At 47.1% G+C, this 22,033-nt stretch carries 20 protein-coding genes; 7 read left to right on the top strand and 13 right to left on the bottom strand.

Going from position 1 to position 22,033, the window contains the following annotated elements; genetic code table 11:
• The first annotated feature begins 20 nt into the window (after positions 1-20).
• The 4 genes from BUA12_RS00325 to BUA12_RS00305 all read left to right on the top strand — a co-directional run bounded on the left by BUA12_RS00325 (position 21) and on the right by BUA12_RS00305 (position 3,802).
• Positions 21-458: an HIT family protein gene (locus BUA12_RS00325; protein WP_072707232.1), complete on the top strand. Its 438-nt coding sequence runs from the start codon at positions 21-23 to the stop codon at positions 456-458.
• A gap of 57 nt (positions 459-515) precedes the next feature.
• Entirely contained in the window at positions 516-890 is a 375-nt protein-coding gene (locus tag BUA12_RS00320) for a YtxH domain-containing protein (protein ID WP_072707231.1), read from the top strand.
• Between the two features lie 96 nt (positions 891-986).
• A complete protein-coding gene (locus BUA12_RS00315) occupies positions 987-2,003 on the top strand; it encodes a peptidylprolyl isomerase (RefSeq protein ID WP_072707230.1) in 1,017 nt (338 codons plus the stop codon).
• 506 nt (positions 2,004-2,509) lie between these two features.
• The gene (locus BUA12_RS00305; protein ID WP_072707228.1) at positions 2,510-3,802 is read left to right on the top strand and encodes a dicarboxylate/amino acid:cation symporter; all 1,293 of its coding nucleotides are present in this window, start codon (positions 2,510-2,512) and stop codon (positions 3,800-3,802) included.
• Positions 3,803-3,857: 55 nt separating this feature from the next.
• On the opposite strand, the gene yhaM is transcribed toward BUA12_RS00305, so the two are convergent.
• The 9 genes from yhaM to BUA12_RS00260 form a co-directional block, all read right to left on the bottom strand.
• Positions 3,858-4,796: a 3'-5' exoribonuclease YhaM gene (yhaM, locus tag BUA12_RS00300; RefSeq protein WP_072707226.1), complete on the bottom strand. Its 939-nt coding sequence runs from the start codon at positions 4,794-4,796 to the stop codon at positions 3,858-3,860.
• 11 nt (positions 4,797-4,807) lie between these two features.
• Positions 4,808-7,738 (bottom strand): ATP-binding protein, encoded by a 2,931-nt coding sequence (locus BUA12_RS00295; protein ID WP_072707224.1) that lies wholly within the window; start codon positions 7,736-7,738, stop codon positions 4,808-4,810.
• A 7-nt stretch (positions 7,739-7,745) separates the two neighbouring features.
• Complete coding sequence (locus BUA12_RS00290) at positions 7,746-8,930, bottom strand: metallophosphoesterase family protein (protein WP_072707222.1); 1,185 nt, start codon at positions 8,928-8,930, stop codon at positions 7,746-7,748.
• 90 nt (positions 8,931-9,020) lie between these two features.
• On the bottom strand, positions 9,021-9,377 hold the full coding sequence (locus BUA12_RS00285) for a YlbF/YmcA family competence regulator (protein ID WP_072707220.1): 357 nt from the start codon (positions 9,375-9,377) through the stop codon (positions 9,021-9,023).
• Positions 9,378-9,428: 51 nt separating this feature from the next.
• Entirely contained in the window at positions 9,429-10,559 is a 1,131-nt protein-coding gene (locus BUA12_RS00280) for a DUF445 family protein (protein ID WP_072707218.1), read from the bottom strand.
• Between the two features lie 122 nt (positions 10,560-10,681).
• A complete protein-coding gene (gene xdrA / locus BUA12_RS00275) occupies positions 10,682-11,137 on the bottom strand; it encodes an XRE family transcriptional regulator XdrA (protein WP_072707216.1) in 456 nt (151 codons plus the stop codon).
• Positions 11,138-11,327: 190 nt separating this feature from the next.
• Positions 11,328-12,614 carry a dicarboxylate/amino acid:cation symporter gene (locus BUA12_RS00270; protein WP_072707214.1) on the bottom strand — a complete coding sequence of 429 codons (1,287 nt, stop codon included), beginning with the start codon at positions 12,612-12,614 and terminating at the stop codon, positions 11,328-11,330.
• A 369-nt stretch (positions 12,615-12,983) separates the two neighbouring features.
• Complete coding sequence (locus tag BUA12_RS00265; protein WP_072707212.1) at positions 12,984-13,616, bottom strand: response regulator; 633 nt, start codon at positions 13,614-13,616, stop codon at positions 12,984-12,986.
• A 5-nt stretch (positions 13,617-13,621) separates the two neighbouring features.
• Positions 13,622-14,728 (bottom strand): GAF domain-containing sensor histidine kinase, encoded by a 1,107-nt coding sequence (locus BUA12_RS00260; RefSeq protein WP_072707210.1) that lies wholly within the window; start codon positions 14,726-14,728, stop codon positions 13,622-13,624.
• Positions 14,729-14,855: 127 nt separating this feature from the next.
• Between BUA12_RS00260 and BUA12_RS00255 the strand changes: the two genes are divergently transcribed.
• From BUA12_RS00255 to BUA12_RS00245, 3 genes are read left to right on the top strand one after another with little or no spacing between them, the layout of a single operon-like run.
• Positions 14,856-15,260, top strand: a complete 405-nt coding sequence (locus tag BUA12_RS00255; RefSeq protein ID WP_072707208.1) for a disulfide oxidoreductase — start codon at positions 14,856-14,858, stop codon at positions 15,258-15,260.
• A gap of 17 nt (positions 15,261-15,277) precedes the next feature.
• Positions 15,278-15,781, top strand: a complete 504-nt coding sequence (locus tag BUA12_RS00250) for a thioredoxin family protein (RefSeq protein WP_072707206.1) — start codon at positions 15,278-15,280, stop codon at positions 15,779-15,781.
• Positions 15,782-15,784: 3 nt separating this feature from the next.
• Entirely contained in the window at positions 15,785-16,615 is an 831-nt protein-coding gene (locus BUA12_RS00245; protein WP_072707204.1) for an RluA family pseudouridine synthase, read from the top strand.
• Between the two features lie 41 nt (positions 16,616-16,656).
• Here BUA12_RS00245 and BUA12_RS00240 read toward each other — a convergent pair whose 3' ends face one another.
• The 4 genes from BUA12_RS00240 to BUA12_RS00225 form a co-directional block, all read right to left on the bottom strand.
• The gene (locus BUA12_RS00240; RefSeq protein WP_072707203.1) at positions 16,657-18,783 is read right to left on the bottom strand and encodes an RNA degradosome polyphosphate kinase; all 2,127 of its coding nucleotides are present in this window, start codon (positions 18,781-18,783) and stop codon (positions 16,657-16,659) included.
• Between the two features lie 31 nt (positions 18,784-18,814).
• Positions 18,815-20,341, bottom strand: a complete 1,527-nt coding sequence (locus BUA12_RS00235; protein WP_072707201.1) for a Ppx/GppA family phosphatase — start codon at positions 20,339-20,341, stop codon at positions 18,815-18,817.
• Positions 20,342-20,352: 11 nt separating this feature from the next.
• Positions 20,353-21,744, bottom strand: a complete 1,392-nt coding sequence (fumC, locus tag BUA12_RS00230) for a class II fumarate hydratase (protein ID WP_072707199.1) — start codon at positions 21,742-21,744, stop codon at positions 20,353-20,355.
• A gap of 67 nt (positions 21,745-21,811) precedes the next feature.
• Positions 21,812-22,027 (bottom strand): hypothetical protein, encoded by a 216-nt coding sequence (locus BUA12_RS00225; RefSeq protein ID WP_143146055.1) that lies wholly within the window; start codon positions 22,025-22,027, stop codon positions 21,812-21,814.
• Positions 22,028-22,033 lie beyond the last annotated feature (6 nt).

The raw sequence follows: 22,033 nt of genomic DNA, 5'->3' as shown, positions 1-22,033 counted from the left end.
AAACAACGGAGGTACAATGAATGAATAAAACAATTTTTGAACAGATCGCCGACAGGGAGATACCTGCAAACATCGTCTATGAAGACGAGACGGTACTTGCTTTCATGGATGCATTCCCTTTATCAAAAGGCCATACACTCGTCATACCGAAGCGTCCGATTGAAAATATCTACGACCTGGATGAAGAGACCGGTGCACAAGTGATGTCCGCAGTGACCAAAGTCTCTAAAGCATTGCGTGCCGCATTCAACCCGAAGGGGCTGAACGTCGTTCAAAATAACGGTTCATATGCCTCACAGTCCGTTTTCCATCTCCACTTCCACATCATCCCGAGATATGACGATGAATATGACGGCTTCAATTATAAGTGGGATCCGGTTTCCGAACCCGGCTCGGATGATGAGCGCAGGGAACTGGAAGGCCGCATCAAATCCGAACTGGAATCGCTTGATGAGTAGAACCCGCCCTTAATGGGTAATGATTGATATAAACTCGCTAAAAGGACGTGTCAAATTATGAAGCTGAAGAATATAGCAGTCGGTTTTCTTGTCGGGGTGACGGGCGGTGCGCTTGTGTCCATATTGAATGCTCCGAAATCCGGTTCCGAATTACAGCAATCTTTGAAGGATGAGTCAGGGAATTTCAAGTCCCAGATGAACCAGGTGAAACTTGAAGCCAATGAAGTCAAATCTTCATTTTTGAAAACGAAACATGAATCCCAGGAAGTCTTCACCAGCCTCGGTGACGAAATCAAAACGATGATCAGCAACTTCCAGGCGGATATCAACCCAAATATCGAGAACATCCAGAATCATGTGGATAACCTTGCGAACCGCGGAGAGGAAATCAGCGATACTGCCAGTGACATGACAAGCAGGAAAAAGAAATAATTTCATATTGAGAGATGGCGGACACGTTAGCATTTGTGTTCCGTCATTTTTTTATGATATATTATCACTTGTATGATATCTAAAGGAGACGTGTCTATGAAGAAAAAAGTGATGCCGGTTCTTATCGGTCTCGGTCTTCTCGGACTCGCAGGATGCGGGAACGGCGAAGAAAGCAGTTCGGATAATGGGAACGGCGAAACGGAATACGGGGAAGTATTGGCAACAAGTGATGCAGGAGAGATCACTGTTGATGATATATTGAATGAAATGGGCACGACTCAGATTGCGAACCAGACCTTCCAGCTTGTGCTTGATCAGATTTTACAGGATAGGTACAGCGATGAAGTCGACGAAGATGAAATCCACGAACAGGTCGATGCTGAAATGGAGCAATACGGCGGCGAAGAGCAGTTCGAAATGATGATGGCCCAGCAACAGCCCGGCATGACAGCAGATAATTATAGAGAACAGCGTATAGCCAGTACATATCATGACCTCTTCTTTGCAGAAAAATTCGACATATCAGATGAAGAAGCCATGGAAAATGCAGCTGAAGGCGCACATATCCTGGTAGCCGTCGACGAAGATGAAGAAGATGGTCTATCGGATGAAGAAGCTGAAGAAAAAGCTGAAGATCTGATTTCTGAAATCGAAGACGGCGCGGACTTCGGTGAAGTCGCAGAAGAAGAATCCGACGATCCGGGCAGTGCCGCAAACCAAGGTGCACTCGGCCTTGTCACTGAAGGACAGATGGTGCCGGAATTTGAAGAAGCACTCTTTGAACTCGAAACGGGTGAGATGACAAGCGAACCTGTAGAGTCTGATTTTGGTTATCACATCATTCAAAGAGGTGATGAGGAAGACCTTGACGAAGAGCTTGAAACTATAAAAAGCCAGATGGTCAACCAGCGGATCCAGGAAGATCCGGGCCAGGTCCTGACTTTCTACCAGGAACTGCTTGACGAATATAATGTCTCCTTTGAAAATGATGAAATCGAATCCTATATTGAGGAAACTTATCTTGCAGACTCAGAAGAAACCGACGACGGTGAAGAAGAGTCTGCAGCTGACAGCGAAGAAAATGAAACAGAAGATGATGACTCAGAAGAATAAATCAACTGATGATGAGACCTGCACCCCGGTGCAGGTCTTTTTATGATGCCCAGGTTACGGCATGGCCGTTTGGCGATTTGAACCCTGCTTGGAAATGCTTCTAATCGAATCTGTCCTCTCATTTCGATTTGGGGCAGTGATTTTGATGCTTCTGATCGAATCTGTCCTCTCATTTCGATTTGGGGCAGTGATTTTGGTGCTTCTGATCGAATCTGTCCTCTCATTTCGATTTGGGGCAGTGATTTTGGTGCTTCTGATCGAATCTGTCCGCTCATTTCGATTTGAGGCAGTGATGATTTCGCCCTGCCATTTCGATTTAAGAACCGCTCTTAAGGACCTCAAATCGATTTACTTAAAAACCCTCCCTAAAAACACCAACTTTTATTATTTTATCTCAATTTTCTGTCATTTCTGTTATAATAAATTTATATCTTGCTATACAGTCACTCAAGTCAAAGGGGAACAGACATTTTTGAAAGCGTTATCATATTTTAGGGGGGAGAAATATGAAAGTCGGTAATCGTTTAACACTGTATATCGTCATAGGTTTGATTGCTGGTATCATCATCGGATCGATATTCAACCTGATGTCGGAACAGGCATGGGTGCAATGGATTGACCAGTACGTCTTCAACCTTGTTGGTCAGATTTTCCTTAGCCTGATCTTCATGGTGGTTGTACCCGTTGTATTCATTTCAATCGTTCTGGGGGTCATAGGCGTCGGGGACCCGAAAAAACTGGGTGGGCTTGGCATCAAGACCCTCGCCTTCTATCTGACGACCACCGCAATTGCAATCACTTTGGCACTGATCATCGCTCTCGTGCTGCAGCCTGGTGAGGGGCAGTCCGACCTTCTCGATTCACCCGAAGTTGAAGAATACCGCCAGACGGAACTTGAGGGTGACACCGGAGAGGCTGTTGAGCAGACATTCGACCAGACGGTCATCAACATCATTCCTAATAATGTAATTGAAGCTATGGCTACGGCAAATATGCTTCAAATAATCGCTTTTGCCGTCTTTATCGGTATAGGGATCATCGCTGTCGGAGAAAAAGCAAAAGGTTTGATCCGGATATTTGAAGAAGCCAACGAAGTCATCATGTGGATCGTCCTGGCCATCATGAAATATTTCGCGGCGATCGGAGCCTTCGGGCTCGTGGCGACGGCCTTCACACAAGCCGGTTTCGGGGCCATCCAGCAGCTCGGCATGTACTTCGTCTGTGTGCTGTTGGCATTATTCATACACTTGATCTTCGTGTACGGCTCGGCCATCCAATTTTTGGCGAAAAAGAATTTCCTCTGGTTCATAAAAGGCTTTCTGCCTGCCATGGGTGTGGCCTTCAGTACGTCCTCGTCCAGTGCTACACTGCCGGTTTCAATGGAAACTGCCCAAAAAAATCTGGGTGTCAGAAAGAGTATATCGAGTTTCGTCCAGCCGCTCGGCGCGACGATCAACATGGATGGCACAGCCATCATGCAGGGTGTGGCGACGGTATTCATCGCACAGCTCACAGGCGTTGACCTCACCGTCACTCAGATGATCACCGTCGTCGTCATCGCTGTAGTGGCAAGCATAGGTACTGCAGGTGTGCCGGGGGTCGGGCTGGTCATGCTCGCTATGGTGCTGACCGCAGTGGGTCTCGATCCGGCGGCGATCGGCATCATCCTCGGTATCGACCGCCTGCTTGATATGACGCGTACTGCTGTAAACATCACCGGGGATGCTGCCATTTCGGTAGTGCTGAATGAACAGGATTTGAGAAAAGAAGCACAGGGAGACACACGCCCGTCTGAATGATCTTTCCAACAATAAAACACCCTCTCCATCATCGTAATGGAGAGGGTGTTTCTTGTTAGAAGCTCTCAGGTTTATACAGGTTCCTGTTCTCCAGAGGGAAGATCCGCTCTGTAAATGTGCCTTCATCCGTCTTTTCAAGATGTTTATCCATCATCATCATACGCGCATCGATGTTGTCGATGAAGTGCAGGATCTCCGCTTCCTTCAACATCGGCACTTTCGGTGATCCGTACTCGAGTTTTCCATGGTGTGAAAGGATCAGGTGCTTGAGCAGCAGCACTTCCTCACCATCAATCTCCAGTTCATCTGCAATTTTGGTGATTTCCTCCACTGCAATGACGATATGACCGATCAGGTTGCCTTCCGTCGTGTAAGTCGTCCCTATCGGACCGGACAGCTCCTTCACTTTGCCGATATCGTGGAGTATGATGCCGCTGTACAGCAGACTTCTGTTCAATGATGGATAGATGTCACATAATGCTTCTGCAGTCCTCAGCATGTAGTGTACATGATATGCCAGCCCCGAAACGAAATCATGGTGGTTCGTCATCGCTGCAGGATAGGACAAAAAGTCACTTTTATATTTTGATAAAAGCTGACGGACTATGCGCTGCAGCGCACCGTTCTCAATCTTTAAAGTATAGTCCAGTATGCTTTCAAGCAATGCGTCTTCATCCATCGGTGCCTTTTCAACAAAATCCTTCGGATGCAGTCCGTCCTGTTCTGTCGCCAGGCGGTACATCGCTATTTTCATCTGACGCTTATTACGGTAGTCGATGACGTCACCTTTGACTTTGATCAGCGTCTCCGGCACAAGGGCCTCCATATCCTCTTTGGAAACGGTCCAGAGTTTGGCCTCGATGTCCCCTGACCGGTCCTGCAGGTACAACGTCATGTAAGGTTTCCCCTGAGTGGTCACGCCCTGCTGGCTCCGCTTGATCAGGTAAAAAGTTTCCACGCTGTCCCCTGCTTTAAGATTTGCGATATTCGTCACAAAATTCACCTCTATTTAACTTTCTCTTTTAATCTGATTGTCTGGTTTGATGGTATCGCCGTATCAAGGTTGCATGTGAAATAGAGGACCTGGTCCTTCACTTCACTCCGCAGATAGTCCATGATGATCTTCTTGCGTTCCTTATCAAAATGGACGAAAGCATCATCTATGATCAACGGCAGCTGGTAATAGCCCTGGAGTGCTTTGATGAGGCTGAGCCTCAGGCTGATGTAGAGCATTTCTTTCGTTGACTGCGAGAGCTCCAAAGGGTGGAAGAGCTGGCCGTTGGAATGTCTGACCGTGATGCCCTGTTCGTCATAGATGACATTGATATACCGTCCCCTCGTCACGAATTCGAAGATGCTCCTCGCTTCTTCGATGACGATTGGAAGCCGCTCATCTTTGATGGCCTTGATGTGGGTTTCTATAAGCAGCTGGATATACTTCAACGACAGATAGTCTTCCGAGAGCCCCTGAATCAGGCTTTTCCTCATTTCATATTCATGGTTGAGTTCGCTTAATTTGCCGTCACTTTCCAGCACATCTATTTCCTTATTGATTTCCGCGAGCACTTTCTGTTCGTCCTGCACAAGTGCATTGAAACGTTCAATCTGTCTGTTGATTCCGGCTTCTTCTTCTTTGAGGTCGGCCAGCATCAGGGAAGCGAGATCGTTCCTCATATCATAATCGAAAAGTTCTTCATCCAGTTTAGCACTGAGTGCCTTGAAACGATCCAGGTTGTCCTGATACTCTTCGAACCTGCGGGCACGATAATAGTAATCGTCTTCGTTTTCCGCATCTGCCTGGTCGAACAGCGCATTGATTTCCCTGACGGCTGAAGCGACCCTTTCTTCCATGACGCTGATTTCATTTTCCAAAAGCTTGATCTGATCAGTCAGATGGTCATGATTTGCGATATTCTCATTGAGTTCGGTGAGCTTCGCATTCACATCGTAAAATATCGCTGAATCATTATATGTGATTCCAAATTTCGACACATCTTCCTTCACTTCACGCTTGAAGTCCTGCAGGCTTCTGATGATATTGTCCTTCTCGACGCTGTGCCTGCTGATCTGGTTCCTCTTTTGCTTGATCTCACGAATCGTATATATCGCATCCACGATATACTTGTTCTCAATCTCAGGGTTGATTTTCAATTTCCTTTTCATTTCCAGGAGGTCGGTGTTCAGACGGTCATGCTCTGTTTCTTTCATCGCCAAAGTTTCCTTCAGTTCTTCGATTTTCACATTGAATGAAATGCGTTTCGATTTTTGGGTCCTGAGATCCATCTTTAAATCCCTGGCATCATTCAAGTCGAAATCCACATCATTCCCTTGCTTGATCTGCTCAATCTCATCTTTGAGCGCCGCCACTTCCCTTTCATAATCCGTCCTCAGGTTTTCCTCCTCTTCCCTGTTCGTCAGCAGGAGGATCAGCAGAGCGGCTGCACCGATCACTGTGAAGACCGTGCCCATGCCCGGTGCCGAATTGATGAAGTATATGATGCCGATGACCAATGTCACGACGCTGATGCCGAGTATGAGGGTGGTCTGGTTCCTTTTTGAGCGGTTCCGCTCTCTCTTCTCCCTCTCATATTCCTTTTCAATCAGCTGGAACATCTTGCCTTTTTCTTTCAGCTCGATTTCCTTATCAAGCACTTCTTTCTTGGTCCTGATCCGTGCATCGCTGATCTGGGCTTCCTCGAGTGCCGTGATCTCCTGATCCAGCTGTCTGATATCGGATTTGATATGGTCTATTTCGCGCACAAGGTATTGTTCTTCAAGAGTGACTTCATCGAGTTTTGCAAGCAGTGACTGCACAGATTCGCGTATGATGTTGGAATCATCCACTTCAAGGTGCTCATCCTGCCAGCCGATATCTTTCTGCAGTTGAACGATTTCATCTTCAAGATTTTCAATCGCGTGGTTGAGACGGGTGATTTCAAGATTTTTCTGCTTGATGTCGGGTTCCCGGGCTTTAAGTGACTCGAGACATTCAATGTCTTTCGTTTCAGGCAGCTCGATCCGATTGATTTCCCCCTTCAGGGATTTCAGTTTTTCCAGACGGAGATCGATATCTTTACCCGCCTGTTCATAACCGTTCTTCAAAGACTCATATCTTTCGATGCCTTTTTCAGGGAACACAGGCGGCGCCACATTCAGCACGCCCTCCAAAGCCTTCCAATCCTTGATATCTTTATGATACATGATCTCTTTCATCTTCTGCTTTCTCACTGTATCCAGCTGGTTGAGCGCATCCCGTTTGGCATTGAGGCTTTCCTCATACTTCATCTGCTCTGTGGTCAGATGATTATAATTCGATTCCTCGGCTTCCAGCTTCCTGATCTTTTCATTGATTTCACGCAGCTCAACCAGTTCCTGGTTGATTTTTGGATTGATGCCGTTCTTTTTATATAGATCCTTCAACTCCTGGTCGATGGCGGATAACATCTCATCATATTCATGAGAACCCAGTGCGCCGGCACGGAGCAGGTACTCCTGGAGTTTGTCTTCCGTCATATTTTTATGGATATCCTGCAGGCCGAGAACATCGAATGAAAATATGGAACGGTAGGTGCGCTTATCAATGAAGTTCATCTTCCTGATCAGCCATTCTTCACTCCGGGATGAACCGTCATCCAGGTATATCTTCACATCACCCTGCACCCTGTTGCCTTTGACCCTTTCAATTTCGACCGGCCCTCCCCCATCTTCGAAGTCGACGGTGAGTTTTCCGCCGTACATGTTATGCATGCGCGGCTCTCTCCTGGGTTCCGCTTCTTTACGGGTCGGGAAACCGAAAAGCACAGAGTGGATGAATGACTGCATGGTGGACTTCCCCGCTTCATTTTCGCCGAATATCTGCACGAACTGGTGCGGTGTTTTTATCTCCGTTTCGGCAATTTTTCCGTATCCATATATATTTAAGGATAAAATCTTCATATTTTCACTACTTCCTCATCAACATTTTCAAGCGTTCTTCGCCAAGCTTCATATAATCCTCTTTTTTAAGGTCCTGCATCGGCGGCAGAAGACGGTTGATCTTTGGATCCATATACATGCTGTTCAGGGCCTCTTTGAAAATTTCATTGTTGTCGGAATAACTTGCCTTTATATCATTGAGGATCGCAGTCTGGTTCTGGTTGACATAATCGACCGACAGGGCATCAATCCATATGAAATCTTTTACATCCTGCTCATCTTCATGGAGCAGCAGAAGAAGTTCATTATAATCCGCTTCGGACAGTTCATCATCCCCTTCATGATGGAGCGTCAGCTGAATGATTTTTTTGCCTGCCGGGCGCAGCCGTGATTTGAACTCCACAATGCCCTGATAGACATCATGTTTGTCAAGCGTCGGCATATCCAGTGTATATTCTGCAAAATTGATTTCATGCACAGGGACGAATGTAGTGCCGAGGAAGACCTCATCGCCTTCGACGAGCAGAAATCCCTTATCACCGTATTCGTTTTTATTCCTGCCCTGGATGTTTCCGGGGTAATGGATCGGAGGCAGATCGGAGAGCTGCTCCCGCACATGGATATGACCGAGCGCCCAGTAATGATACAGCTTGCTGTTGAGGTTCTCAAGGTTGAATTCGGTATAGCGTGCCTGTTTGTGCTCCGATTTGGAATAAGTGCCGTGCAGTATGCCGATATGGATGCCTTCATTCAGACTGTTGACGGGATAGTCGTCCAGCTTGTTCTCATAGGAATCATCCAGGAAGTAGCTGAACCCGTGGAGGAATATACGTTCACCTTTTGAGCTCACGGATTCGAATGTTTCCACCTGCTCTTTGAAGACGCTCACATTATCCGGCCATTTTGTTTTCGCATTTTCAGTCAACGGGTCATGGTTGCCATGCAGCATATAGACGAAAATGCCGTTATTTTTGAGGCGTTCAAACTGCCTCTTCAAAAAAGTTTCCGATTTTAAAGTCCGGTTTTCCTTATCGAAAACATCGCCTGCGATGATGATGAAGTCCACCTTCTCTTCTATCGCGGCATCAATCATTCTTGTCACACTTTTATATGTACTTGAGATCAGATCATCGAAGATGTTCTTCGGCATCTTTTGCCGGGATTTAAACGGACTGTCCAAATGCAGGTCAGCACAATGTATAAATTTAACCACAAATTTCACCAACTTTACTTTATCTGTTCATCTATAATCAGTATATCAAATTTCAAAACAAAAGAGGCCTAAGAATAGACCTCTCAAAAATTAATTTTGGTTGTTGATTCCGTATAACTCTTCAATCGGTTTCATGATGACGCGGTTCAAGTCCTGAATCAGCTGACTCATGTTCTGTTCAGCTTCCATCAACGCTTTGATGTTCTCATCATTTTCAATTTCCGCAGCTGAGCTCTGTGCCTTCTGAACATCTTCTTCAAGGATTTCCTCACCCTGCATCTGTTTTTGCTGAAGCTCCATCTGCACCTGTCTGAATTCATCAAACATTGCCTTGGATTCAGGGTTGCTGTTCACTTTTCCATAAAGTTCTTTCATATTGTTGAATTCATCTGATTCTCTGAGTGCACTCTCAAGTGCATTGGCTTGATCGTATACATTTGCTGACATCATAAAACTCCTTATTTTTTTGATGTGTCTACTGTAACATATTCCCTTAAATTATAACAACACCACCACGATGCCCTGGAACAGTCCGATGACTGCACCCAGGATGAACCCGAGCAGGGTGATCATCTGGAACTCTTTTTTAGCCACCTCCATGACCAGATTTTCAATGTGGGCAAGCTCGAAGCTGTCTATCTGTTTTTTGATCACTTCGGCAAGCTGCAGCTTATCCATGATTCTGCCCATATTGTGGGCAAGGTAGTCGATGGTGTTGTCCTTCAGGCGGTACTTTCCACGTTCCTTGAAAGAGATGAAGTATTCTTTGTTGAATTCAATGATCGGCCTGTCCAGCAGACTGCGGATGTCGATGCGTTCTTCCAGCACACTGCTGATGCTGGATACAAGTTCCTCCTTATCATCTTCCGACAGGAAGTCGTTGACGGTTCTGCCTTTCACCTTTGTATACTCTTCCATGATGAACCTTTCCATGATTTCGAACATTTTGGGATGGTTGATCAATTTGACGAGTTCTTTCTGGATATTGAGGGCGATGTTCTCCTTGGTCATGAAATACTTCAGGGATTTGGCGACGCGGCCTCTTTTTTCAATGAACTCATCCGTCATGATGTATAGATCTTCATACCCTTTGTCGGATGTCATATACGCTTCAAGCTTCCGGATGATCTCAGGCTGGAACTGCATCACCTTCATATCGATCGTATGCATGGCATCGCGCGGCACAAGGTCTTCTATCCTCGATGTATATAATCTGTCACTTTCTTCCGATATCTTATTCTCAAGTTCTTGATTGAATCCCGAGATCACTTTTTCGCTGAGGCCGGGATGCAGACGCTCAAGGAAATAACCGATGCTGAGTTTTTCTTCCTCGATCGTGGCAATCTGTCTGTCGATGAAATTCATGATGAAGCGGTCCGTTTCCGGACTTTTGACTTTATTGATGAAAACATCGGGTGTCAGCAGATGGCCGGTGATGATTTTTCCGAGTTTGGTGGAGGCTTCACTCCGGCGGCTCGGTATGACACCCGGGCTGAACGGCAGCTTGATGCCGAATATATATTTCGCCTCATAAGGCCGGAACAGCATCCTGATGGCAAGCATATTCGTAAAACCTGCGATCAATGACCCTGTCACCACCATGAATATTATTAAACCCACTGTATTCATCCAGTTCCTCTCCCTGCATGTCTCACTTTCTTCACTTCGTAATGATACCATAAATCAAAACGACTGTTGAAAAAAGAGCAAAGCGTCATGCGCTTTGCTCATCATTTAGACGATCACAGAGTTTATGCCAGCTGTAAATCTGTCTGTTTATTGAAGAATGTCCTGATTTCACGTTCAATGTAGGAAGCATGGACCGGCTGGTTCTGGTCGTTCAATACCCTGTAGATCTTATTGCCTTTATTGAATTGAAGCACATAGCCATTTCTTGTCTCAAGTGTTTCCCAGTACACTTTCTCACTCTCATAAAGGGGGTAGACACAATGGCCTCTCGATATCACCTGGGCAAGTTCTATAGGATCGCCTGCAAAGGTATTGGTCAGGACCTCACTATTCCTGAATAGTGCACATAAAGAAATGCATGTGGTCCAGTTAGGCAGAATACGTTCTTTCTCAATTTGGACCAGTGTCTTCTTTGATAGTCCGATCGTGTGACTCATCGAGTCTTGTGTGTACCCGGCTTCGGTACGTACCATCTTAAATTTGGACTGTAAAGTTTCTATAAAAGCTTGCTTATCCATTAAATAACATCCTTTCAAAAATACAACGGCCTGTCGCTGCCGACGCTGACATCAAAATATACACTTAACATATAATAATATAAAATTACCAAAAATAAAAGAGTATACAAGATAAGTTCAATAAGTGTTCACTTATGGATATCTTATATACTCTCATCATTATATATCATTTTGCAGAAAAGATGTAAAATTATGCTTTGACTTTGCCGTTTGCCACTATTCTTTTCTCCTGCTCATTCAACACGAGTGCTATTGTCGCGTCGCCGGTGACGTTTACAGCAGTACGCGTCATATCAAGCAGCCGGTCGATGCCGATGATGATGCCGATTGCCGCCGGATCGAGACCCACTGCAGTCAACACCATTGCGAGCATGACCAGCCCGACCCCCGGCACCCCGGCCGTGCCGATGCTTGCCACCACGGCGATGATGACGACCGTCGCCATTTCCATGACAGTCAGGTCGACCCCTGACAGCTGGGCGATGAATACCGTCGCCACACCCTGCATGATGGCAGTGCCATCCATGTTGATCGTCGCGCCGAGCGGCTGGACGAAACTGGATATGCTCTTTTTGACTTTCAAATTGTTCTGTGCCGTTTCCATGGAGATCGGCAGTACTGCACTGGATGAGGATGTACTGAACGCGACACCGATTGCCGGTGCGAATCCTTTGACGAACCAGAGGAAGCTCTTCTTCGCAAGGAACTGCACAGCTGAACCGTAAACGACGGCAAAATGGATGAACAGTGCAAGCAGCACGCAGACGAAGTACATGCCGAGCTGCTGGATCGCCCCGAATCCGGCCTGGGTGAAGGCGGTTGCCACGAGCCCGAAGGCTCCGATTGCCGCAAAATATTTCATGATGGCGAGGACGATCCACATGACGACTTCGTTGGCCTCTTCAAACAGCCTGATCAGGCCGGGCACTTTATCTTTGACCGCAATCATCGCAATACCGATGAAGACTGCGAATGCAATGATCTGGAGCATGTTCGCCGCCCCCATGGCTTCAATCACGTTCGTCGGTATGATGTTGATGATCGTCTGATCGAACGTCTGTTCAATCGCTTCCCCGGTGCTGCCCTCGAGTTCGGTTTCCCGGTACTCTTCCACTTCGGAAGAATCAAGAAGCTCAGACTGCCCCTCGCCCGGCTGCAGTACCAGCGCAACGATGATGGCAAGTGAAATCGCGATTGCCGTCGTCGTCAGATAAAATGCGAGTGTCTTGATGCCGAGCCCGCCAAGGGTTTTAGGATCACCGACACCAACGACACCGAGCACAATCGATATGAACACGACAGGAACGACCATCATGAATATCATGCTCAGGAACAACTGCCCCACCAGATTGAATATGTATTGGTCGATCCACTGCACCCATGCCTGTTCCGACATCAGGTTGAATACGGACCCGATGATGATGCCCGCGACCAGGCCGATGATAATATATATAGTTAAACGATTACCGACTTTCATAATCTTCCTCCCTGTTATGTAATGAAAACATTTTCAAATTATACAGCTAAAACGCTGCTTTAACAACTGAATTTTTCACAAACCTTATTATAGCAGAGAGGGCAGCTATGGATATATAATTTTTTTATAGCATTTCATGGACGGTTCCATTACATTTTTCTAGACCATGAGATGGAAACCGGAAAAATTAAAAGGGGCTGGGACATAAGTATCTTAAGAAAAACTAATCCGTACGTTAGCTTTCCTGGGTCATCGCGTAAGACTGTAGTCTTACGCTGATGCCTTTCCCCTAGGAGACTAATGTACGGATTTTACATTCTCTGTGAAATATTATATCTTTTCAGGACTTATGTTCCACCATATCCTTTCTCAGAGTTTCACCAGGTTATATTTGATGGCGTAGATCACAGCTTGTGTACGGTCGGAGACTTCCAGCTTGTTCAATATATGGCTGACATGTGTTTTAACGGTTTTTTCACTGACATAAAGTGCTTCCCCGATCTCTTTATTGGACTTGCCCTTTACAATCTCCTTCAACACTTCCACTTCCCTCGCGGACAGGGCATTCCTTTCATGCGGCAGATTCCCGGCGTTATCCATCACCTTCAGGATGTTCGGGTGGATGACTTTCTCACCTTGTATCACGTCCTTGATGGAAGAGACGAGCTCTTCCGCTTCCATCTCTTTGATGATATAGCCGTCCGCCCTCGCCTGGAAAACCGGCCTGATATACTCTTCGCTTGTATAGCTCGAGAGGATGAGCACTTTCACCTTCGGATATTCCGCCTTGATGGTCCGGGTGAGTTCGATGCCGTCCATCTCAGGCATGACAAGATCCAGCAGTATCAAGTCCACATTTTTATGGTTCTCCTTCAAATATTCCAGCGTTTCCCTGGCGCTGCCGAAATCTTTGAGCACATTGATGTTATCGGTGGTCGACAGCAGGAATTTCATGCCTTCCCGCACAATATGATGATCATCTGTTATGACGACGTTGTACATATGTTTCACTCCTCAATCGGTACAGTGATCCTGACGACCGTACCTTCATCAATTTCAGTTTCTATATCCAGCTCCCCGCCGAGCTTCCTGATGCGCTCCCTCATGTTGCCGAAACCATAGCTCGTCACCGTCTTTTTCCGGAGGTCGAATCCTGCACCCCTGTCGGTCACAGTGGTCACGAGCTGTTTATCCTGTACGGTCATTTTAACATCAGCTGCCCTGACACCCGAATGTTTCATCACATTATTCAAACTTTCCTGGATGACGCGGTACAGTTCCGTCTCGGCAGCATCACTGATACTGTAGAAGCCCTCGAGTTCTATATTGACGTCGACCCCGAGGAGGTCGCTGTAGGATTCGATCGCATGCAGGATGCCGTTTTCCAGCCCGATCGGCTTCAACTGCCATATCAGCGCCTTCATCTCTTTCATCGCATGCTTTGATGTATTCTCGATTGAAGTCAGCGCTTCATCCACTTTGCCGTTGCCGGATAACGATTTTGCCGCATGGGAGGTGATGCCGATTGAAAAAAGCATCTGATTGACGGAATCATGCAGGTCCCGTGCAAGCCGCTGCCGTTCTTTGATGACGACACTTTCCTTCTCTTTGGCTGTCAGCTCTATCCTCTTCAAGGTCGAACCGATCTGGAATGAGACCGATTCGAGCAGCGCAAGTTCATCCTTGTCGAACTCTTCCCGGTTTGGACTGGCGACGTTCAAAAGGCCGAACGACTCCGTGCCGGATATGAGCGGCATGGTGGCATGATGCGTGATCCCTTTGTTTTCCCCGGGAAACTCCAGCTGTGCCTTCTCGAGCCTTGAGCATACGAAGATGTTCGTCGCAGTCTGCAGGTGCCCTTTTTGATATGCCCGGACGCACCAGCAGCTTCCATCCTCCATGTAATGGCAGTCACGTTTTTTAAGCGACGGCGGCAACTGATAGTGGGCCGCCATTTCATGTTCACCCGCTTCATTGATGAAGAAGATCCAGCCGGTTTCGAACGCCGTATGATCGATGAGCTCACGGAGCGCACCGTCAAGCATCGTCTTCAGGTCGGTCTCTTCATTCAAGAACTCTGCGATATCTTTCAACAATTTTAATTTATCCTTCATCGTCACACCCTAATCTTCATCTCGATGTACTCAATTTGTAAAAATATTGTTGGTAAATGATGACGTGTTGCATTTATAATATTATAGTATGAATGCAACTAAAGAAAGTAAGAGGGAGGGCTCTCATATGAAAAATGACAAACTGTTCATGCAGCTGATATTCCTTGTCTCATTGATCGCGACCCTCGGTTCGCTGTATTTCAGTGAAGTCAGGATGTACGTGCCATGTGAGATGTGCTGGTATCAGCGTATCATCATGTACCCCATCGTGCTCATTTCCTTGATCGGCCTGATCAGGAACGATGTAAATTCGCGGTATTATGTCATGGCCTTCAGCGGAATCGGCATCCTCACCTCCGCCTACCACTACATCCTGCAGAAAGCCTCCTTTGTAGCCGACAGCCTGCCTGCTTGCACGGGTGTGGACTGTACTGTACAATATATAAATTGGCTCGGCTTTATAACGATTCCATTTTTGGCACTGATTGCATTTATACTGATCTTTACGATGTCTTTATTCATTAAAAAATAAAAGGAGCGTATCATTGAATGGGAAATAAAATATTTTACGGAATCATCGCAGCAATTGTTGTTGCTTTCATCGCAATCTTCGTGGTCATGAGCAACAATTCCTCCGAACCGGATCAGCTGAGCGACTCAGGCTACTACCCTTATACGGACAGGGAACCTGAAGAATTGACGGGGCCGACGATAGAGTCACTCGATGATGAAAACTACCACTATAACCAGACCCCTGATGAGGTGGCGTCCGCAATCGAGGACACTGACGGCCAGTACGTCTACTTCTGGTCCCCGACGTGTGCACACTGTCAGGAAGCGACACCACTTCTGATGGAGGCTTTTGAACAGTCGGATGAAGATCTGATCCAGCTGAACGTCCTCGAGTATGAAGAACCATGGATGACGTATCAGCTCGAAGCGACACCGACGATCATCTATTTCGAAGATGGTGAAGAAGTTGAAAGAATGACCGGGAATCCGGGCGATGTTGCAACTTATGAGTCATTCATTGCAGCGACGTCAGGAGAATAGCGGATGAAATTCACAGTGCATGAAAATTTTGACGGCCAGTCCCTCGAAGACGTATTGAAGACGCTTCACTTACCCAAAAAGGAACTTCACCTGCTCCGCATGTCCAAAGACATAAAAATCAACTCGGAGCAGAAGCCCCTGAACACCGTCATCCGTCAAGGGGACATCGTGGTCCTCCCGGCGGAAGAAGAAAAAAGCCAGTACAAGCCGAGCTACAGGACGTGCGAAGTGTTATATGAAGACAGATACCTCGCGCTCCTTTTCAAACCGCGCGGCGTCAAAACACATCCGAACGAAATGCACGAGACGAACACTCTTTTGAACCATGCACTCTACACGCTCGATGTGGATTACCTGGAGCCTGTGCACCGCCTCGACCAGGAGACGAAAGGCGTGATCCTCGTGGCGAAACATCCATACATCAAGAAGATGCTCGACCATATGCTGGCCGAGCGGGAAATCAAACGTGTATACATCGCAAGGGTCGACACAAAGAGACGCCTGGAGCCGCAGACCATTTCCGCACCGATCGTCAAAAATCCGAGGGAACGGAACAAATATCATGTTTCTGCCTCCCACGGAAAAGAAGCGGTGACAAATATCATCAGCTCCAAAGTGACGAATGACTACTGTGAAATCGAGCTGGAGCTGGAAACCGGGCGTACACATCAGATCAGGGTCCACCTGGCACATATCGGTTTCCCGATCATCGGAGATCCGTTATACGGCGGCTCGACATTGCGCGATCTGCAATTGTTCAGCTACAAAATGACGTTCATCCATCCGATTCTTCAAAAGGAAATCAACGTTTCACTGGATAAGGACACATTATAAAAAACCTGGAATCCCATGGATTCCAGGTTTTTTATGTGAGATCAGCTGTTTTTTTTGAATCTGTTCCGGATCCTCGTCAATAAGTAGTTCTCTTTTTCCTCTATCTGTTCACGATTGACTTTCAATGCGCGCCGCATCAGTTCTTCCTGGGCACTGATCAGCGGAAGGTCATTTTTGACGTAGGCATAAGTGCCGTCAGGATTCTGTAAGCGCGCCTTTTTATTGTCGGCAAGGTAAAGTGCATTGATGTCCTTCAGTTCCTCGATGAACCGTCTGTCATTCACCGGGAACAGGATCTCCACACGCTTGATCATGTTCCTGGTCATCATGTCGGCGGATGACAGGAACATCTTATCCCCTCCATTATGGTGGAAGTAGTAGATTCTCGTGTGTTCAAGATACCTGCCGACCACACTGACGACACGGATGTTTTCGCTGACTCCCGGGATGCCTGATTTAAGACAGCATATCCCGCGGATCACGAGGTCGATCTTGACCCCTTCCTGGGAAGCGATCAACAGTTTATCGATGATCTTCTTATCCGTGAGTGAGTTCATTTTGGCGAATATATAGCCGTTACCGTGCGCCTTATGGAAACGTATCTCCTTATCGATGTAATCATCGAAAAGATCCCTGATTTCAAATGGCGCAACATGCAGCGAATTATATTCGGGTTTTAAAGAATAACCGCTCAAATAATTGAAGAAGTTGATCGCATCGTCACCGATTTTCGGGTCTGTCGTGATGATTCCCATATCCGTGTACAGTTTCGCGGTGGAATCATTATAATTTCCCGTTCCCAGATGGACGAATCTCACAAGCGTGTTCTTCACACGTTTGATGACAAGCGTGATTTTACTGTGGGTCTTCAGGTAGTTCATGCCGTAAATCACATGACATCCTGCATCCTCCAGTTCTTTGGCCCAGTGGACATTGCTCTCTTCGTCGAAACGCGCTTTCAGCTCCACCAGCACAGAGACCTGCTTGCCATTTTCGGAAGCCTCTTTCAATGCGCCGATGATCGGCGAATCACTCGACACCCGGTATAGCGTCTGCTTGATTGCAAGCACATCCGGATCTTCCGCCGCCGCCTTGACGAAGTCCACGATCGGCTGGAATGACTCGAACGGATGATGGAGGAAGATATCTTCCTTCAAAGCACGTTCATAAATATTGTCCGTACCGAGGAACTTTGGAGACTGCGGCTCAAACGGCGGGTACGTCAGGTTCGGATGCCTGTCTTTAAGTTTCGAGACGAACTCGAAAAGGAAAGTCAGGTCCAGAGGACCGTCAAATTTATAGACATCCTCTTCACCGAGAGCCAGCTCCTCCCTTAAAAATGACCCGTTGATCGTATTGTTGTCCCTGATGTCCAGCTCAAGCCGAACTGCTGCACCTTTTGTACGTTCTTTCAAAAACCGTTCAATCTCGATCAGCAGATCCTGCGCCCCTTCTTCATGAATGGTGAGGTCGGCGTTCCGTGTGATCCTGAAGGCGAATGTGCGGTCTATATTATACCCTTTGAACAATTTATCGACATTTCTGATGATGATATCTTCCGACAGTACGACATACGTCCTGCCGTCATCATGGAAAGTATAGAACCGTTCGATGATCGTCGGCAGCTGGACGATCGCCGTCTGCGCCCCGAGCTCATTGGATAAATCCACGAAGATATTGATCTTCTTATTCATCAGCTTGGGGAACGGACGGTATGCATCTATACCAAGCGGAGTCAATGAGGGGAATATTTCCCGGTCAAAAATATCGTCCGTCTCCGCCTTGAATTCATCAGGCAGATCCTCAGGCCTCCTGAAATAAATACCATAATGCTCAAGCTCACTTTTCAAATCATTGAATATATTGTACTGCGTTTCGCAATTTTGCCTGTTCAATTCGCTGATGTTTTCAAGCTGTTCGACCGGAGTCATCTTAGTCTTATTCTCAGGCTCATGATAATTCATCTTCACCTGATCTTTCAGGCCGCCCACCCTGACCATGAAGAATTCGTCAAGATTGGAACTGGTGATTGCGAGGAACTTGAATCGTTCGAGTAATGGATTATGCGTGTCGATCGCCTCTTCCAGCACCCTGTAATTGAATCTTAACCAACTCAGTTCCCGATTGTCATAATATGCTTTATCATCGAGTTTATATTCCACAGTCATCCCTCCAATCACCATTGATGCTACTGAAATGTTAAGCTTCTATAAATTTTATGGCCATTTTTTCACCGAGGATTTTCTCGATGTGCTTCTTTTGCCTTGAGGCCTGATATTCTTCGGCGATCGGATCGCCCTTATATTCGACCGTCAATACATACCCGTCTTCATTTTCATCGAGATAGAGGTCATGGACGATATTCGTATGCGAGATGTTGAGTGCATTGGAGAATTTGAGGATGCTCCCGAGGTCGAGCAGCAGCTTGATATCCTCATCATCGAACCAGCCCACATCTTCCGCATAAAATTTGAGGAGCGTCTTATTCTTGAAGCTCGCTATCAATGCAAGCCTGACCCGGTCACGATGGACGATGCCGTTGATGTTGCTGTTGGCCAGCAGATAGAATGTATGCTGGCTCGTCGCGTCACGATCTATGAAATCACCGAGATAGAATATTTTCGCTGCATTCTTCAGCAGATATTTATCGTGCTTCGAGATGGAGAACAAGTCGTGACGGTTCAGTTCGTGATACACACGTTCCGTGATTTCGGTGCGCTTCGCTGCTGTTTCCCGATTCAGTTTGAAATCATTCGCCAGGCCATCCATGGCATCTTCATATATCTTATGTTTGTTGAATGCCTCCGGTTCTTCTTTTGAAATCAAGGACATGGCAAGTCCTTCACGCAATCCCTTGCGGCTGAACTTGAATTCCCTGGCATCGACGAGATCATACAATGTCTGGAATACAAGCAGACTCGGCAGGATGATATCGCTCCGGTCCCTGCTCAGCCCGTCGATGTCATCCAAATCATCTTCGTCCGTCCTCCTAAGGATATCCATTACATCATCCAGCCCATCCCTTTCAAGGGAATAGCCATGTACACCGGCGATCGGATAATTGATCATCGACTGATGGATCCGGGCGACGTTCCGGGCACTGCCGCCGATGGCCAAAATGGGTACACGCCGTTTGGAGAGCCACCTGACCTTTCCAAGCTCTTCTTCAATATGTTTCCGTGCTTCCTTGATGGCGCCTTCATCGTTATGGGCTTTCCCTTCAAAGAACATCTCCTGGAGAGTCACCACACCGTAAGGGATGCTTGTTGAATAGATGAGCTCTTTATCTTCGTAGAAGGTGAGTTCGGTGCTGCCTCCGCCAATATCGATGGTGACGGCGTCCGGGTTGCTGATCGTATGTGTGACTGCGTGGAAGCCGTAATAGGCTTCCTCTTTCCCCGTGATCACCTTGATATCGATGCCCAGCTCCTGTTTGACACGCTTTACAATATCATCCACGTTGGAAGACTTCCTGATCGCCGCAGTGGCGACCGGGTACAAGTCGACTACATCATACTTACCGGCAATCAGCTGGAAGCTTTTGAGTATATCCACCAGAAGGTCGACCCCTTCCTCTTCCATGAGGTCGTCTTCAGTGAGGTACCGTGCCAGCCTTGCCGGGGTCTTTATATTTTGGAGTTCCTTCAAACCCGTCTCTTCCGTGTACTCGAATAACACCAGCCTCACAGTGTTCGAGCCTATATCTATCAAGCCTATCCGTAACATAGTGCGCTCACCTACTCTTTAGATTCGGTCATATCTTCCGGTCTGATCCATTCATCGAACTGTTCCTCTGTCAGGTGGCCTGATTCAACCGCCGATTCCTTCAGGGTGATGCCCTTTTCATGTGCATTTTTAGCGATTTTAGCGGCTTTTTCATAGCCGATATGCGGATTGAGGGCTGTCACCAGCATCAGTGAATTGTTCAGGAACCTGTCTATATTGTCATGAATCGGTCGGATGCCCACTGCACATTTATCATTGAACGTCACCATGCCGTCTGAAAGCAGGTAGATGGACTGCAGTGTGTTGTATAAAATCACAGGCTTGAATACATTCAGTTCGAAGTTGCCCTGTGATGCTGCAAAACCGACTGCCGTGTCATTCCCGAAGACCTGTGTGGCCACCATCGTCAGCATTTCGGACTGTGTCGGGTTGACCTTGCCGGGCATGATGGATGATCCCGGTTCATTTGCAGGGATCTCTATTTCGGCAATGCCGGCACGCGGGCCTGAAGCCAGCCATCTTACATCGTTTGCGATCTTCATGAGGTCGGCTGCAAGCGCTTTAAGTGCACCATGCAGATAGACCACTTCGTCATGCGCTGTCAGTGCGTGGAACTTATTCGGGCTGGATTTGAATTCATAACCGGTCTGGACGGACAGCTCCCTTGCCACACGCGCGCCGAATTCAGGGTGTGCATTGATGCCCGTGCCCACCGCTGTGCCGCCGATGGCGAGGTTTCTGAGCTGACGTTTCGACTCTTCGATGAGTTCCTCACACTTTTCAAGCATGTATCTCCAGCCGCTGATTTCCTGGCCGAGGGTGAGCGGTGTCGCATCCTGAAGATGCGTACGTCCGATTTTGATGATATCTTTGTACTCCTCTTCCTGTGCTTCGAAAGTTTTTTTCAATTTCATCAGTGCAGGCAGCAGCTGCTCTTCCACAGAAACGAGAAGTGCCACGTGCATCGCTGTAGGATACGTGTCATTGGAGCTTTGGGACATGTTCACATCATCGTTCGGATGCACTGTCTCATCGTCGATACCTTTTTGCTGCAAGTACTCGTTGGCCACATAGCTGACCACTTCGTTGACGTTCATGTTGCTCTGTGTACCGCTCCCGGTCTGCCAGACGACCAGCGGGAAATGCTCGTCCAGTTCACGGTTGATCACACGGTCGCATGCATGGGCGACTGCATCTTTCTTGTTGTCGGAGAGCTTGCCCAGATTGTTGTTTGCGACGGCTGCCGCTTTTTTAAGTTCGGCGAATGCCACGATCACTTCTATCGGCATTTTCTCTTTCCCGACCGGGAAGTTCTGGCGGCTGCGTTCCGTCTGTGCCGCCCAGTATTTATCAGCGGGTACTTTGATTTCTCCAATAGTATCTTTTTCAATTCTGTATGACAATGAAAAAAACCTCCTGTAAATTAGTATACATCAACATTTTATACTAGTTTACGAGAGGATTCATCTGTTATTCGTCATTTCCTTTTCGATCTTCATGAGATTCATCGACGGAAGTATCTATCGGATAGTCCGGGTTTTGGGAAAGCTGTTCCATTTCCGCACCGAGTGCCCGCACATCTTCCATGTCATGGGTCATCGTATTCGGGTCCGGATCCACCATTTCCTTGTAATCTTCATCCTCAGTATTTTCATACCGGCCTTTCCACTCTGCCTTTTTCATCACACTTTC

Origin of the sequence: Lacicoccus alkaliphilus DSM 16010 (genome assembly GCF_900142805.1) — a bacterium.
GTDB classification, from domain to species: Bacteria; Bacillota; Bacilli; order Staphylococcales; family Salinicoccaceae; genus Lacicoccus; species Lacicoccus alkaliphilus.
Note: the sequence above shows the minus strand (reverse complement) of the source record. Positions and strands in the feature narration are given on the sequence as shown.